We start from the raw sequence: 14,853 nt of genomic DNA, 5'->3' as shown, positions 1-14,853 counted from the left end.
ACATAAATTTTAACAAACAATGGACAGTACATTATTAATAATTATTGCAGGAATAGTTGGAGTAGCTGGAGGTTTTGCTATTTCCAAATTTATAGAAAAAAGCAATGTTTCTAATTTAATTAAGAACGCAAAAAAAGAAGCCGCATCAATATTGAAAGATGCACATCTTGAAGCAGAAAACACCAAAAAAGATAAAATTCTTCAAGCTAAAGAAAAGTTTATCGAACTAAAAGCCGAACACGAACAGGTTATTCTGGCTCGTGACAAAAAAATTGCAGAAGTTGAAAAAAGAATAAGAGACAAGGAATCAATGGTTTCTAATGAATTAGCTAAGGCTAAAAGAATTAACGATGATTTTGAGGCGAAAACAAATGAATACAATGCTAAGATTGAGATTTTAGAGAGAAAGCAACACGAAGTTGAGAAAATGCACAAAAGCCAGTTGAATCAATTGGAAGTGCTTTCTGGACTATCTGCTGAAGAAGCCAAAGAACAACTGATGGAAGGCCTAAAAGCTGAGGCTAAAACCAAAGCTATGGCGCACATTCAGGAAACTATTGAAGAAGCTAAAATTACTGCTCAACAAGAAGCGAAGAAAATTATTATCAATACCATTCAACGTGTGGGTACTGAAGAAGCGGTTGAGAATTGCGTATCAGTATTCAACATTGAATCTGATGATGTAAAAGGAAGAATCATTGGTAGAGAAGGAAGAAACATCCGTGCTCTTGAAGCAGCAACTGGTGTTGAGATAATTGTAGATGATACCCCAGAGGCAATTATTTTATCTTGCTTTGATCCTGTTCGTAGAGAAATTGCTCGTTTGTCGTTACATAAATTAGTTACAGATGGCCGAATTCACCCTGCCAGAATTGAAGAAGTTGTTGCTAAAACAGCAAAACAAATTGACGATGAAATCATTGAAGTAGGAAAACGTACGGTAATTGATTTAGGTATTCACGCACTACATCCAGAACTTATCAAGGTTGTAGGAAGAATGAAATACCGTTCTTCTTATGGTCAAAATTTACTACAACACTCAAGAGAGGTTTCTAAATTATGTGGAATTATGGCCGCCGAGTTAGGATTGAATGTGAAGCTAGCAAAAAGAGCTGGTTTACTTCATGATATTGGTAAAGTACCCGATACTGAAAGTGATTTACCACACGCTTTATTAGGAATGCAATGGGCTGAAAAATATGGCGAAAAGGAAGAAGTTTGTAATGCCATAGGAGCTCACCATGACGAAATCGAAATGAAATCATTATTGTCACCAATTGTACAAGTTTGTGATGCTATTTCTGGTGCAAGACCTGGTGCAAGACGTCAAGTCTTAGATTCATACATTCAACGTCTAAAAGATTTAGAGGAAGTTGCTTATGGATTTAGCGGTGTAAAAAATGCCTATGCCATTCAAGCAGGAAGAGAATTGCGTGTTATCGTAGAAAGCGAAAAAGTTTCTGATGACAATGCTGCTAGTTTATCATTTGAAATTTCTCAAAAAATTCAAACCGAAATGACCTATCCAGGACAAGTAAAAGTTACTGTTATTAGAGAAACTAGAGCAGTAAATATTGCTAAATAAAATGAATTAAATTCTAATAAAAAAACCACTCCAATGAGTGGTTTTTTTATTAGAATATTTTTTTCAAATCTTCTATGGTCATCGGCTTAAAAAAATAATCTTTAATCTGATCTTGATATTCTTTTGCTTTATTAATATCCGAAATACTATCAGAAGAACTTACTAAATAGATGGTGGTTCTTTCGCCTTGAGTGACTATTCTAGTTTTTCTAAACTCGTCTAAAAATTGCCATCCATCCATAATCGGCATATTAATATCTAATAAAATCAAATCAGGTAAGGTGTTCCCTGTATTAATTTTTTCTTTAATTTCTTCAATAGCATCCAATCCATTGAAGTAGAATGAAGGGCTTATGTCGATATTATTTTTTGAAAATAATTTCTTAATGATAAAGTGAAACACTTTATCATCGTCAATCACAAATACATCTTTAAACTTACTCATTAAAATATATTTTAAACGTGGTTCCTACTCCTACTTCACTAGACACTTGAACACTTCCACCCATGGCTTCAATTTGATTTTTGGTAATAAATAAACCTATGCCTCTTGAATCTCTGTGCTTGTGAAATGTTTTGTACATTCCGAAAAGTTTTTTCCCATACTTCTCTAAATTAATACCTAAACCATTATCTGTTATCTTCAAAACTTTTCTCTCTTTATCGGTAGAAATAGAATAACTAATAATAGGTGTCCTATCTGGATGAGAATAGCGTATTGCATTGGTTGTAAAATTAAGCAAAATACTTTCCAAATAGGCAGGATTATAAGTTATAGTTTCTTCTTTGTTTATTAAATTCTTTATTTTAACCTTGTTCTTAGAAATTTCTTCTGCTAATATCTCTAGTGTTTTGGCTAAAAATTCGTTTAAATTTAAATTCTCTTTTTTGTGAATCAATTCGGTTTGTATTTCTACCAATTCCTTCAAATGATCGATTGTTTGACTTAATGCCTTTGATGAAGAACGCAAATACGAATAACTTTCTGATATGAACTCTTGGCCTTGTTCTTCCTCAATTATATTCAGTAACATTTCGATATTTCCAGAATGGGAACGAAGATTATGAGAAACTATATGAGCAAAATTTAACAATCTACTATTTTGTTCCTCTACAATCTGAAGCGTTTTTATTAGGTTAGCCTCTTTCTCTTTCTGAATCGAAATATCCGTATGAGTTCCTATTATTCTCAAAGGATTGTTTTTTTCATCCCTTTCTATAATTTTTCCTCTACTCAAAATCCATTTATATTCGTTGGATTTAGTCAATACCCGTTGAGCGTTCTCATAGTACGGTGTTTTGTTATCTATATGTAATTGGATATCTGTTAAGTATTTTTGCTTGTCATCAGGATGAACCCTATCATCCCACTTATCTATAAAGTCAATTGTATCTTCTGCAGCAAATCCTAACATTTTCATGGATTGAGAAGAATAAAATACTTTTTTTGTAGATACATCTAAGTCCCAAATTCCTTCAGATGAAGCTTCCAACGCAAACAGGTAACGCTCCTCTGAAAGTTTCAATTGCAATTCCTGCTCTTTATAAACTGTAATATCCGTAATTTTACCAAAAAAATTCACATCTCCATTTTCCTCTGTTTCTATGGTAGCAATTCCCTTGTACCAACGTAAGCCTCGAGTTGGAAGAATAGCTCTGAATTCATGCTCCCAAGATTTCTTTTCTTTTTTAGCTTGGTGAATTGTTAGCATAAAAAGAGTAAAATCCTCGGGAATAATCTTATTCTTTAAAATTTCAAATGCGGGTTGATTCTTTTCCTCTGGTGTCAAATCAAAGTGAGTAATGACTGATTTACTCAGAAAAGGAAAGAATATGGCTCCTTCTTTGGTTAAAGTAAATTGAAATATTAAATCTGGAGATTGAAACAATAATTTTTTATAAAAATTATTTTTTTCTTCTAACGATTTTAAATCTGAGTAGGCATAAGTTTCCATATAATGTACTACAAATTAGTTGGGGCAAAATTTGATATACTAATCACTATCAATCTTCAATAGCGAATTCAAACATAATAATATAATCGACAAAATGCAATTTTATCGGACAAAATACATGTTTTTTATTAAATTTAACATATTTTGTAAGATTTATATATATAAATTAAACATTCATTTCCTTGGATGAAAAGAATTCATAATTTGAGTTAAATGTTTTCTATCCAAATGCACATAAATTTCTGTTGTAGTAATTGACTCATGGCCTAACATTAATTGAATGGATCGCAAATCGGCACCATTTTCTAAAAGATGCGTAGCGAAAGAATGTCTTAAAGTGTGTGGACTTATATTTTTGTTAAGTCCAATTTTATTAGCTAGATCCTTAATAATAGTAAAAATCATAGCCCTAGTTAATTGCTTTCCTCTTCTGTTTAAAAATAGAGTATCTTCGTACCCCTTTTGAATAGTTAAATGAGAGCGAATTGAATTTTGATAGATTAAAATAAATTTTTGAGTTACATTTCCAATGGGTACAAATCGTTGTTTATTCCCTTTTCCTGTAATCTTGATGAAACCCTCGTCAAAAAATAAATCCGAAATTTTGAGCGAAACCAACTCCGAGACTCTAAGTCCACAACCATAGAGAGTTTCTAAAATAGCTCTATTACGCTCACCCTCAGGAGCACTTAAATCAATTGCTCCTATTAAATCATCAATTTCTTTTACACTTAAAGTATCTGGCAACTTTCTTCCTACTCTTGGAGATTCAATTAATTCTAATGGATTGTCATTCCGAAAATCTTCGAAAATAAGATAAGAAAAAAAACTTTTTAAGCCTGAAATAATTCTAGCTTGAGATCTAGCATTTACTTCTTTAGAGACGCTGTAAATAAATTGTTGTAGCGTTTCTTCAGTAATTTTTGCAGGAGAAACTTGAATATGATTAGTCTCTAAAAAAAGGCAAAGGCGCACGATATCAAAAGTATAATTTTCGATAGTATTCTTCGATAAACCGCGTTCAATCTTAAGATACGATTGATAACTTTTAATATAGGTTTGCCAATTCATAGTACAAAGTAAAGCTATTTTTGGGCACAAAAAAACCACGCATTAAGCGTGGTTTTTATGAAAATAAAAAATCTTAGTTTAATTTATACAATAAACCGAATGTTGGAGTATCGAAGAAATTTTTAAATACATTAACATTTGCTCCAAATGAAGATTGTCCATCATCACCATCTGCTTTAGTTTTAGATGATTGGTAGCTCAAAACATTGCTTAATCCAAATGAAATAGCCATTTTAGGAGTTACGAAATAATTCATACCAAGACCAGCACCAACACTAAGTCCATTTGATTTTTGATAATCCTCATCTCCTTGTTTATTTGATGTAATATCAAATCCAAACTCAGTATAAGTTTTAAATCTTTCTCCTAAATCTAAGAAGTAATATCTACCAAAAGCTCCAACATTAAAGTTGCTTGTCTTGATATCATCCTCATTAGGTTCAGTAGTTTTTCCAGAACCAATACCTAAATTGATACCAACAGCAAATTTATCACTGATAAAATAACCAACTTTAGGATTGAAAGAAAGATTACTTGTTTTTACTTCGCTATTTTTGTCATTTGTACTGCTATAAGATAAGTTTCCTTCAAGGAAAACATTTCCTTCAGAAAAACCAAATCCTTTAGCTTCTTTTTCTTGAGCATTGGCAAACGTCATAGCGAATACCGCAGCAACTGTTAAAATAATTTTTTTCATAATAAATTTTGTTTAAAGTTTATAAACCAAAAATAGAAATTATACTATTTTTAAATTTTAACTAAATTTTGAGTTATCAACAAGTTTATTAACAAAAAAATATTTTAGCGTTAATAAAGTAGCAAATATGAAATATAACCCTTTCAAATTACGATTACTACAATTTTTAACATTTAACGACATCTAAATTCATTATCACAAACAAAATCAAATATCAGATTAATACTAATTCCATTTTGTTTTTCCTATTTTTACAAAAAAAACAAGCATGAAAATCATTATTATCAACGGTCCTAATCTCAATTTATTAGGAAAACGAGAGCCTGAAGTGTATGGAAATCAAACTTTTGAAGATTATTTTGAGACTTTAAAAAATAAATTTCCTCAAATAGAACTACACTACTTTCAAAGTAACATTGAAGGCGAATTGATAACTAAAATACAAGATGTTGGTTTCTCTTATGATGGAATTGTATTAAATGCTGGGGCTTATACACACACTTCTATTGGTATTGGTGATGCAATAAAAGCTATTACAACTCCCGTAGTAGAAGTACACATTTCAAATACGTTTTCAAGAGAATCGTTCAGACATCAATCTTATATTTCTCCAAACTCAAAAGGAATTATAATTGGATTTGGCCTTAAAAGCTATGATTTAGGTCTTCAATCATTTTTGTAGAAGAACATCTTCTTTCTGATGTTTTTCATAAGGCTCAACATGAATCAATACATGACCAAGTTCAGGTATATGCATTCGCAGAGTATCTTTTAAATTATGAGCTAATTCGTGACCATCTCTAACAGAGATATCTGCATTGACAATAGCGTGTAAATCTACATGAAATTTCATACCTGCTTTACGTATAAAACACTTTTCGGTATCAACAATACCATCAACTTGAAGTGACACTTTTCTGATTTCATCAACCAAATCGTCATAAAGATGTTCATCCATTATTTCCCCAAGTGCAGGTCTAAAAATCAAATAGCTGTTATAAAAAATAAATCCCGAAGCAAAAAGTGCCGCCCAATCATCGGCCGATTCATATCCTTTACCAAAAAATAATGCTATTGATATTCCTATAAAAGCTGCTATTGACGTGATTGCATCGCTCCTATGGTGCCAAGCATCTGCTTTTAGCGAAGAACTATTACTTTCTTTACTTTTTTTCATAACTACTCTAAAAGAATATTCTTTCCAAATAATTATTAGTCCTAAAACAACAAGTGTCCAAGACTTTGGTAAATTGTGTGGAGTTCTAATATTACTTATACTTTCATAAGCAATCACAGTAGCTGATGTTATTAAAAATCCAACTACTAAAAAAGTAATTAAAGGCTCAGCCCTACCATGACCATAAGGATGATTTTCATCTGCGGGTCTGTTGGAGTATTTTATTCCAAAAAGTACTAATAATGAGGAAAAAATATCTGTAGTAGATTCTATGGCATCAGCAATCAAGGCATATGAATTTCCAAAAAAACCAGCTAGCCCCTTAATTATTGACAAACAAACATTACCAATAATACTAAAATAAGTAGCCTTTAGAGCAGTTTGTTCGTTTGTCATAAGAAAATTTATATACTACTAAAATTATACTCTTACAATATTGGCACCTATAGCTCTCAATCGTTCATCGATTCTCTCGTAGCCTCTATCAATTTGTTCAATGTTTTGAATTGTACTTGTTCCCTTTGCTGATAAAGCTGCAATCAATAGTGAAATTCCAGCACGTATATCTGGCGAGGACATAGTTGTAGCTTTTAACTGAGATTTAAAATCATGACCAATTACAACCGCTCTATGAGGGTCACATAAAATGATTTTTGCGCCCATATCTATCAACTTATCAACAAAGAACAATCTACTCTCAAACATTTTTTGATGAATCAATACATCCCCTTTTGCCTGAGTGGCAACTACCAATACGATACTTAATAAATCTGGCGTAAATCCGGGCCATGGGGCGTCTGCAATTGTAAGAATTGAGCCGTCAATATCTGTTTTTATCTCATATCCTCTTTCATGAGATGGAATAAAAATATCATCCTCTCTCCTTTCTATGGTAATCCCTAATTTTCTAAAAACATTAGGAATAAGACCAAGATTCTCCCAACTAACATTTTTAATAGTAATTTCAGACTTGGTCATAGCTGCTAATCCTATCCAAGAACCTATTTCAACCATGTCGGGTAAAATGGTATGAGTACAACCTTGCAATTTTTCAACGCCTTCAATGGTCAACAAGTTAGAACCTACTCCTGAAATGTTTGCTCCCATGGAATTCAACATTTTACACAACTGCTGTAAATAAGGCTCACAAGCAGCGTTATAGACCGTAGTTTTTCCTTTTGCCAAAACTGCTGCCATTAAAATATTGGCTGTACCTGTGACTGAAGCTTCATCTAAAAGCATATCAGTTCCTATCAATCCATTGGTAGCCTCTACACCATAAAAATGGTCTTCCTTATTATAACGAAACTTTGCTCCAAGGTTAATAAATCCTTCAAAATGAGTATCCAACCGTCTTCTTCCTATTTTATCACCGCCAGGTTTTGGAATATATCCCTTACCGTAACGAGCTAAAAGTGGCCCTACAATCATAATAGAACCTCTAAGAGAACCACCTTCTTTCTTGAACGCTTCAGTTTCTAAATAGCCTACGTTTACCTCATCTGATTGAAAAGTGATAGAACTTTGACCATTCTTCTGAATCTTTACACCCAAATTGCCCAATAATGTAATTAACTTATTAACATCCACAATATCAGGGATATTATTTATTGTTACTTTTTCAGGAGTTAAAAGAACTGCACATAAAATCTGTAATGCTTCATTTTTTGCTCCTTGTGGTGTAATCTCGCCTTTAAGACGAATACCTCCTTCAATTTTGAAAGTTCCCATATTTTGACTTTAGGATTTAGGATTTAGGATTTTGATTTCCTAAAACCAATTTTACAAAGGTTTTCTATTTTGATTTTTATGATTTTGATTGTTTTGTTTCCCATTTTTGGAATTTTTAGGTTTCATTCCTCCTGATGGTACTATTTTGTTTGATAAACGTTTGTTGGTTCGCATCAAATCTGTAGTATTCAAAAGTTCCTCTGAACTTTGAGTTAAATTGATTTTTCCTCCTGAAAGCTCCAGTAAATGCTCAAAAATAACATCATCCTTAACCGTGTCTTTATTCCAACTTAGAAAAGATTTTTTCATGTGATTGGCGATTACTTTCACCAATGCATTTTTCATTTCCCCTTCCTCCCATTTGTTGGCAACATCAATCATGTATTTGATGTTATTGCCATAAAATCGATATTTAGGATAATTCTGAGGATACTTTAAAACATCTGGTTTTAATTGTAAAACTTCACGAGAAGGTATTGGATAAGGAGATTCCGCATCAAGTTTGAAATCAGACATTATGAAAAGCTGATCCCATAGTTTGTGCTGAAAATCTGGAACGTCTCTTAAATGAGGATTCAGACTTCCCATTACTTGAATGATGTATTTTGCTGCCTTATTGCGTTCTTCCTTATCTTCAATGGCTGTTGCCTGATCAATCAACTTTTGTAAATGACGACCATACTCAGGAATGATTAAATGTTTTCTTTCTGAATTATATTCTAAATTAAAAACAACATCATTAGCGTTTTCTTTGATATATTTTGAATTCATATTTAAAGGGAAATAATACCTTCAACTGTGGAAACTTCCTGGTATTTATCAATAATTTCTTGAGAATCTTTCATTTGTACATCAATAGATATACTGGTAAATTTACCTGTTTTAGATTTTGTTGTTTTAATTACAGCCCCCATACAATCAAAAGCGTCTTCCACTTTTTGAATTTTAGTTGCATCTGTTGGAACTATGAACTTGAATAAGTACTCTGCTGGCCATGTATTGCTCATATCCAACTCAACTTTTAATCTTTCATAGAATTCTTCCGTGTTCTTATCCATTCTTAGCTTAAAATAAGAGCAAATATACAGTTTCAAATGTGAATTATGAATTATGAATTATGAATTTTTATTAAATACTCTATTTTTAACCGCAATCATTTTTTAAAATCCCAATAAGTTTAAGTAAGTTTGCCCCATATTTGGATAAAGTGCGAAAAGAAATCATAGTTATTATTGGTGGTCCAGGCACAGGCAAGACCACAATCATAGATGGATTGATAGATAGAGGATACTGTTGTTATCCTGAAATTTCTCGCGAAGTAACTCTAGAGGCCAAAAAACAAGGGATTGAACAACTCTTTCTCGAAAACCCACTTTTATTTAGCGAATTACTTTTAGAGGGCAGAAAAAAACAATATCAAAATGCCTTACAAGAACCCCATGAAATTGTTTTTTTAGACAGAGGAATTCCTGATATATTGGCATACATGCATTATATAGGTGATAGTTATCCAGCTTTTTTTGATGCAGCTTGTAGAGAGCATAAATATTCTAAAATATTTATTTTACCTCCCTGGGAAGAAATTTATGTAAGCGACGATGCTCGTTATGAAAACTACGAACAAGCCAAACTAATCTACAATCACCTCACTGAAACATATGAAAGTTATGGCTATGAACTTATAGAAGTTCCAAAAGATAGTGTGGATAACCGAATTATTTTTATCTTAGATAAAATTTCTAATTCTAGTCAAGTTCGATTAGAATTTTAATGCAATTCTAAAATTGGATTCTTACTTTTTATGAAAAGTAGGAAACAAATCTGAACCTTATGCAGACTGCAATACAAATTCTTCAAAAATATTGGAATCATGACTCCTTTAGGTCGCCACAAAGCGAAATAATTGATTCCGTTTTAAAGGGAAACGACACCTTTGCATTGATGCCTACAGGTGGCGGAAAATCGATATGTTTTCAGGTTCCTGCAATGATGAAGGAGGGAATTTGTTTGGTAATTTCTCCGTTAGTAGCTTTAATGAGGGATCAGGTTGCTAATCTTCAAAAACGAAATATAAAAGCCATTGCTCTAACAGGCGGAATAGCATCAAACGAACTTATTGAACTTTTAGACAATTGTGAATTCGGAAACTATAAATTCGTTTATTTGTCTCCAGAACGTTTACAATCAGACTGGGTTGTAGAGAGAATAAAAAATCTACCTATTAATCTTATCGCAATTGACGAAGCGCATTGTGTTTCGCAATGGGGACATGATTTTCGTCCAGCTTACCTAAAAATTTCAAAACTAAAATCACATTTCCCAAAAATTCCTTTTATAGCCTTAACTGCATCGGCAACTCCAAAAGTAAAGGAGGAGATTATAAAAGAATTAGGATTAATCAATCCTGAAGTTTTCCAAAAATCATTCGAAAGACAAAACATTGCTTACATGACCTTTGAGGCCGAGGATAAATTGTTTCGAATTGAGCAAATTTTAAAAAAAAATCCTCAACCTTCCATTCTATACGTTAGAAATAGAAAATCCTGTTTGGATATTTCGTCCCAACTAAATGCATTGGGAATTAAAGCCACTTTTTATCATGGCGGACTTTCTACAAAGGAAAAAAATAAAAACATGCAATTATGGATCAATGAAAACGTTCAAGTTATCGTTGCCACAAATGCTTTTGGAATGGGTATCGACAAATCGAATGTAAAAACTGTGATTCATGTTCAACTTCCTGAAAATCTTGAAAACTATTACCAAGAAGCTGGAAGAGCTGGAAGAAATGGCGAAAAAGCCTATGCCATACTACTAACAAATCCTTCAGATATAATTCAAGCCGAAAATCAATTTATTCATGTGCTATTGGATAAAAAATTTCTAAATGAAATGTACATAAAATTGTGCAATTATTTCCAAATTGCATATGGTGAAGGCATCAACGAGCAATTCACTTTCAACTTGAATCACTTTTGTGTAAAATATGGCTTCCCAACATTAAAAACCTACAACGGACTGCTGTTTTTGGATAGACAAGGCATTATCAGTTTATCCCAAGAATTTTCAGAGAGAATTACTCTACAATTTATCATTCCCTCTAAGGAAGTTATTCGCTATGTAAGTCTAAATCCTAATGATGAAGAAATTATTTTAACGGTTTTAAGAACATATCCAGGCATTTATGAGCTACAAACTGCTTTTAATGTTCAATTAATTGCTAAAAAATCGAATCACTCTGAGGAAGAAATAATTAGCCTATTACAAAAATTAAAAGAGAGAGAAATAGTCGAATTCCAAACTAAAAATAATGATGCGACTCTTATTTTTAATGAAATTCGTGACGATGAACGTACCATTAATAGAGTTGCAAAATATTTAGAAAGTCAAAACAATTTAAAAAAAGAACAATTCAAATCGGTATTGCAGTATGTTCAAGATAAAAAAACATGTAAAAGCCGTTTGATTCTGAACTATTTCGGAGAAAATGCAACAGCTGATTGCGGAAGTTGCTCTAACTGCATAAATAAAAAAGTAAAAAAAGTAGTAGATAATAGTTTGGCTAATGAAATTCTTAAACTTTTAAAATCCGAAAATTTAAATTCAAGAGAAATAGAATTTAAAACCAAAAAAACATCTGATGAGATTATCTTTGTTTTACAACAATTATTAGAAATGAACAAAATAGCTATACAATCAAATAACAAATATACCTTACTATCATAATGGAAAAACTACGTATTGTCTTTATGGGAACTCCTGAATTTGCTGTTGGAATTCTAGATAGCATACTTAAAAACAACTACGAAGTGGTGGGAGTAGTTACTGCTGCTGACAAACCAGCTGGACGTGGTCAAAAAATAAAATATTCAGAAGTAAAAGAATATGCTATGACACATCATTTACGTTTACTACAACCAACGAATCTCAAGGAAGAGTCCTTTTTAGCAGAATTAAAAAGTCTTAATGTAAATCTACAAGTCGTAGTGGCTTTCAGAATGTTACCCGAAGTCGTGTGGCGTATGCCAAAGTTGGGCACATTTAACCTACACGCTTCCCTCTTACCAAATTACCGTGGAGCAGCTCCTATTAATTGGGCAATTATAAATGGAGAAACTAAAACTGGAGTTACAACCTTTTTTATTGACGACAAGATCGATACAGGAGCAATGATTTTAAGTTCAGAAATAGAAATAGGAGCCAATGAAAATGCAGGACAATTACACGACCGATTAATGCAGTTGGGAAGCAAAACAGTTCTAGAAACACTCGTTCTAATTGAAAAAGGCAATGTAGTTACAACCATTCAAGAAGATAAAAATCCCTTAAAAACAGCTCACAAATTAGATAAGGAAAATTGCAAAATAGATTGGTCAAAATCAGGAGCAGAAATTTATAACCTTATTAGAGGGCTTTCGCCTTACCCTTCAGCATGGTGTTCTTTCAGTGATGGAAATCAAGAATGGAATATTAAAATATATGAAGCTGAATTTGAAAAAGAAAAACAAACCTTGACTGTTGGTGAAATAGTTTCGACAAAAAAAGAATTAAAAATTGCTGTAAAAGATGGTTTTATAAAAATTCTTAACCTTCAATTCCCAGGAAAAAAGAGAATGGACAGTAAAGAATTACTAAATGGTATGGATTTTTCTAAAATAACAAATGCCCTCTAGCCTCTTAAACACTATGAATTAAGGAAATTTGAGACAAAAACGCCTCTCTTTATCAACAAAACATTCGAGTTATCAACAAATCTACTAAAAACACTCTAAATCTCTTGTGTAGTAAGGAATTCCTACTAAATTTGTTATAGTAAAAATATGTTTAACCAACAATTAATAAATTTATTATGAACAAATCAGAATTAATCGATGCTATTGCTGCTGATGCAGGAATTACAAAAGCAGCTGCAAAATTAGCTTTAGAGTCATTTTTAGGAAATGTAGGTGGTACCTTGAAAAAAGGTGGAAGAGTATCTTTAGTAGGTTTTGGATCTTGGTCAGTTTCTAAAAGAGCTGCTAGAGACGGAAGAAATCCTCAAACAGGAAAAACAATTAAAATTGCTGCTAAAAATGTAGTTAAATTTAAGGCTGGAGCAGAATTAGAAGGTTCAGTAAACTAGTAAAAAGTTTATTTCACAATACATTAAAGTCTTCCAAATTGGAAGACTTTTTTATTTTTTACAGAATTTATTTGCACAATTAAAAAAAAATGTGTTAAATTTATTAAAAATTACACTAAAATGATTTCAGAAAAATTAAAAAAAGGGCAATTACTCGTTGCAGAACCTTCTATAATTGGCGATATATCATTTAACCGCTCTGTCATATTATTGGCCGAACACAACAAAGAAGGCTCTGTAGGATTTATTCTAAACAAACCTTTAAAATACACTATTAAAGATCTAGTTCCAGATATAGATGCGAACTTCAAAATTTATAATGGTGGTCCAGTGGAACAAGACAATCTTTACTTCATTCACAATGTTCCCGAATTAATTACCAACAGCATCGAAATTTCTAGTGGAATTTTTTGGGGAGGTGATTTTGAATTGACCAGAAATTTAATAAATGAAGGAAAAATAAAGAAAGATAATGTTCGTTTCTTTCTTGGTTATACAGGTTGGGAAACCATGCAATTAGAAAATGAAATGGAAACAAACTCATGGATCATTGCAGAAAATCTATATCAAAATAAAATCATAGGGAAATCTACCACCGATTTTTGGAAAGAAAAAATTTTAGAATTAGGTGGAGACTATATTATATGGTCTAACGCACCTGAAAATCCACTATTGAATTAAAGTATTCAATTCAACCAAAAGCTTGTTGGAAAAATCCGTTTTATACACAGTCTTTCTGTATTTAGTTATTGACTGTATTCCCTTAATAACATTGGTTATAAATAGTTCATCCGCTTTTTGAAGATCAAATGGGGAAATTGGTTCTTCAATTATACTTAAACCTTCCATTCTTTTCGCTAAACTTATAATCTGTTTACGCATAATACCATTCAAACATCCCTCAGAGACTGGCGGAGTAATTAGTCTGTCGCCTATAAGCATAAATAAATTTCCTTGTAATGCTTCAATTACATTCTTAGTATCATTAATAAGTAAACAATTATCCAAGCCGTTTTCTTTTGCGAAAATACTTGCAGTTACATTTATAATTTTATTCGTAGTTTTTATTGATGAAAGTAATTGTTTAGCAACATAATAATCTTTGTATAAATCTACCTCATAATAGTTATTCTCAATAAAATAGTATTTATTTTGCAATTCAGTCGCAGAAATTAAATACGAAACAGAATTGGTTTCTGGTAAGTAATTACCTCCATCTTCTCTAAAAACGGTTATTCTGGCTCTTGCAGAATCGGAGTAATTCAAAGTTTTTACAAGCAATAGAATTTGCTCTTCTATATATTCCATTGTGAAATTCATCGGAATTTCCATCCTCACAATCCGCATTGCAGACATCAGCCTAAAATAATGATCTTCAAGAAAAAGAATCTTGTTGTTAACTATTTTTACTGTCTCAAAAACAGCATCACCATATAGAAATCCGCGATTAGAATTTGATAAAACAGTTTCAGAAGAAAATAGTTGTCCGTTGTAATTAATCATAAAAAAATCCCG

General features: G+C 31.9%; 16 protein-coding genes. 7 read left to right on the top strand and 9 right to left on the bottom strand.

Annotation, left to right across the window (positions count from 1 at the left end):
• Nucleotides 1-19 precede the first annotated feature (19 nt).
• Entirely contained in the window at nt 20-1,585 is a 1,566-nt protein-coding gene (gene rny, locus AC23L6_RS03385; RefSeq protein ID WP_487562336.1) for a ribonuclease Y, read from the top strand.
• A gap of 49 nt (nt 1,586-1,634) precedes the next feature.
• Here the strand turns inward: rny and AC23L6_RS03380 are convergent, their stop codons facing one another.
• From AC23L6_RS03380 to AC23L6_RS03365, 4 genes are all read right to left on the bottom strand, one after another.
• On the bottom strand, nt 1,635-2,030 hold the full coding sequence (locus tag AC23L6_RS03380) for a response regulator (protein WP_487562337.1): 396 nt from the start codon (nt 2,028-2,030) through the stop codon (nt 1,635-1,637).
• Nucleotides 2,023-3,540 carry a PAS domain-containing sensor histidine kinase gene (locus AC23L6_RS03375; protein WP_487562338.1) on the bottom strand — a complete coding sequence of 506 codons (1,518 nt, stop codon included), beginning with the start codon at nt 3,538-3,540 and terminating at the stop codon, nt 2,023-2,025. The genes AC23L6_RS03380 and AC23L6_RS03375 overlap by 8 nt, the downstream gene beginning before the upstream one ends.
• A gap of 174 nt (nt 3,541-3,714) precedes the next feature.
• Nucleotides 3,715-4,611 (bottom strand): site-specific tyrosine recombinase XerD, encoded by an 897-nt coding sequence (gene xerD / locus AC23L6_RS03370; protein WP_487562339.1) that lies wholly within the window; start codon nt 4,609-4,611, stop codon nt 3,715-3,717.
• 73 nt (nt 4,612-4,684) lie between these two features.
• The gene (locus AC23L6_RS03365; protein WP_487562341.1) at nt 4,685-5,308 is read right to left on the bottom strand and encodes an outer membrane beta-barrel protein; all 624 of its coding nucleotides are present in this window, start codon (nt 5,306-5,308) and stop codon (nt 4,685-4,687) included.
• A 268-nt stretch (nt 5,309-5,576) separates the two neighbouring features.
• Here AC23L6_RS03365 and aroQ point away from each other — a divergent pair, with 268 nt between their 5' ends.
• Nucleotides 5,577-5,990, top strand: a complete 414-nt coding sequence (gene aroQ / locus AC23L6_RS03360) for a type II 3-dehydroquinate dehydratase (RefSeq protein ID WP_487562342.1) — start codon at nt 5,577-5,579, stop codon at nt 5,988-5,990.
• Here aroQ and AC23L6_RS03355 read toward each other — a convergent pair.
• From AC23L6_RS03355 to AC23L6_RS03340, 4 genes are read right to left on the bottom strand one after another with little or no spacing between them, the layout of a single operon-like run.
• Nucleotides 5,979-6,881, bottom strand: coding sequence for a cation diffusion facilitator family transporter (locus tag AC23L6_RS03355; RefSeq protein WP_487562343.1), 903 nt, complete (start codon nt 6,879-6,881; stop codon nt 5,979-5,981). The two genes, aroQ and AC23L6_RS03355, sit on opposite strands and share 12 nt — an antisense overlap.
• Before the next feature lie 24 nt (nt 6,882-6,905).
• A complete protein-coding gene (murA, locus tag AC23L6_RS03350; protein WP_487562344.1) occupies nt 6,906-8,216 on the bottom strand; it encodes a UDP-N-acetylglucosamine 1-carboxyvinyltransferase in 1,311 nt (436 codons plus the stop codon).
• 51 nt (nt 8,217-8,267) lie between these two features.
• Nucleotides 8,268-8,987 carry a DUF4290 domain-containing protein gene (locus AC23L6_RS03345; protein WP_487562345.1) on the bottom strand — a complete coding sequence of 240 codons (720 nt, stop codon included), beginning with the start codon at nt 8,985-8,987 and terminating at the stop codon, nt 8,268-8,270.
• 2 nt (nt 8,988-8,989) lie between these two features.
• Nucleotides 8,990-9,274, bottom strand: coding sequence for a DUF493 family protein (locus AC23L6_RS03340; RefSeq protein ID WP_487562346.1), 285 nt, complete (start codon nt 9,272-9,274; stop codon nt 8,990-8,992).
• 149 nt (nt 9,275-9,423) lie between these two features.
• Between AC23L6_RS03340 and AC23L6_RS03335 the strand changes: the two genes are divergently transcribed.
• From AC23L6_RS03335 to AC23L6_RS03315, 5 genes are all read left to right on the top strand, one after another.
• Nucleotides 9,424-9,987, top strand: coding sequence for an AAA family ATPase (locus tag AC23L6_RS03335; RefSeq protein WP_487562347.1), 564 nt, complete (start codon nt 9,424-9,426; stop codon nt 9,985-9,987).
• 59 nt (nt 9,988-10,046) lie between these two features.
• Nucleotides 10,047-11,942 (top strand): RecQ family ATP-dependent DNA helicase, encoded by a 1,896-nt coding sequence (locus tag AC23L6_RS03330; RefSeq protein WP_487562348.1) that lies wholly within the window; start codon nt 10,047-10,049, stop codon nt 11,940-11,942.
• On the top strand, nt 11,942-12,889 hold the full coding sequence (fmt, locus tag AC23L6_RS03325; protein ID WP_487562349.1) for a methionyl-tRNA formyltransferase: 948 nt from the start codon (nt 11,942-11,944) through the stop codon (nt 12,887-12,889). Before AC23L6_RS03330 ends, fmt begins: the two co-directional genes overlap by 1 nt.
• Before the next feature lie 176 nt (nt 12,890-13,065).
• Nucleotides 13,066-13,338, top strand: coding sequence for an HU family DNA-binding protein (locus AC23L6_RS03320; protein WP_396175753.1), 273 nt, complete (start codon nt 13,066-13,068; stop codon nt 13,336-13,338).
• A gap of 120 nt (nt 13,339-13,458) precedes the next feature.
• Nucleotides 13,459-14,019, top strand: a complete 561-nt coding sequence (locus tag AC23L6_RS03315; RefSeq protein ID WP_487562350.1) for a YqgE/AlgH family protein — start codon at nt 13,459-13,461, stop codon at nt 14,017-14,019.
• Here the strand turns inward: AC23L6_RS03315 and AC23L6_RS03310 are convergent.
• Nucleotides 14,008-14,841: an aminotransferase class IV gene (locus AC23L6_RS03310; protein WP_487562355.1), complete on the bottom strand. Its 834-nt coding sequence runs from the start codon at nt 14,839-14,841 to the stop codon at nt 14,008-14,010. The genes AC23L6_RS03315 and AC23L6_RS03310 overlap by 12 nt on opposite strands.
• Between the last annotated feature and the right edge of the window lie 12 nt (nt 14,842-14,853).

The organism is Flavobacterium sp. R1_16 (assembly GCF_057652095.1).
The sequence above is the reverse complement of the archived record's forward strand: the minus strand, read 5'-3'. Positions and strand labels throughout refer to the sequence as shown.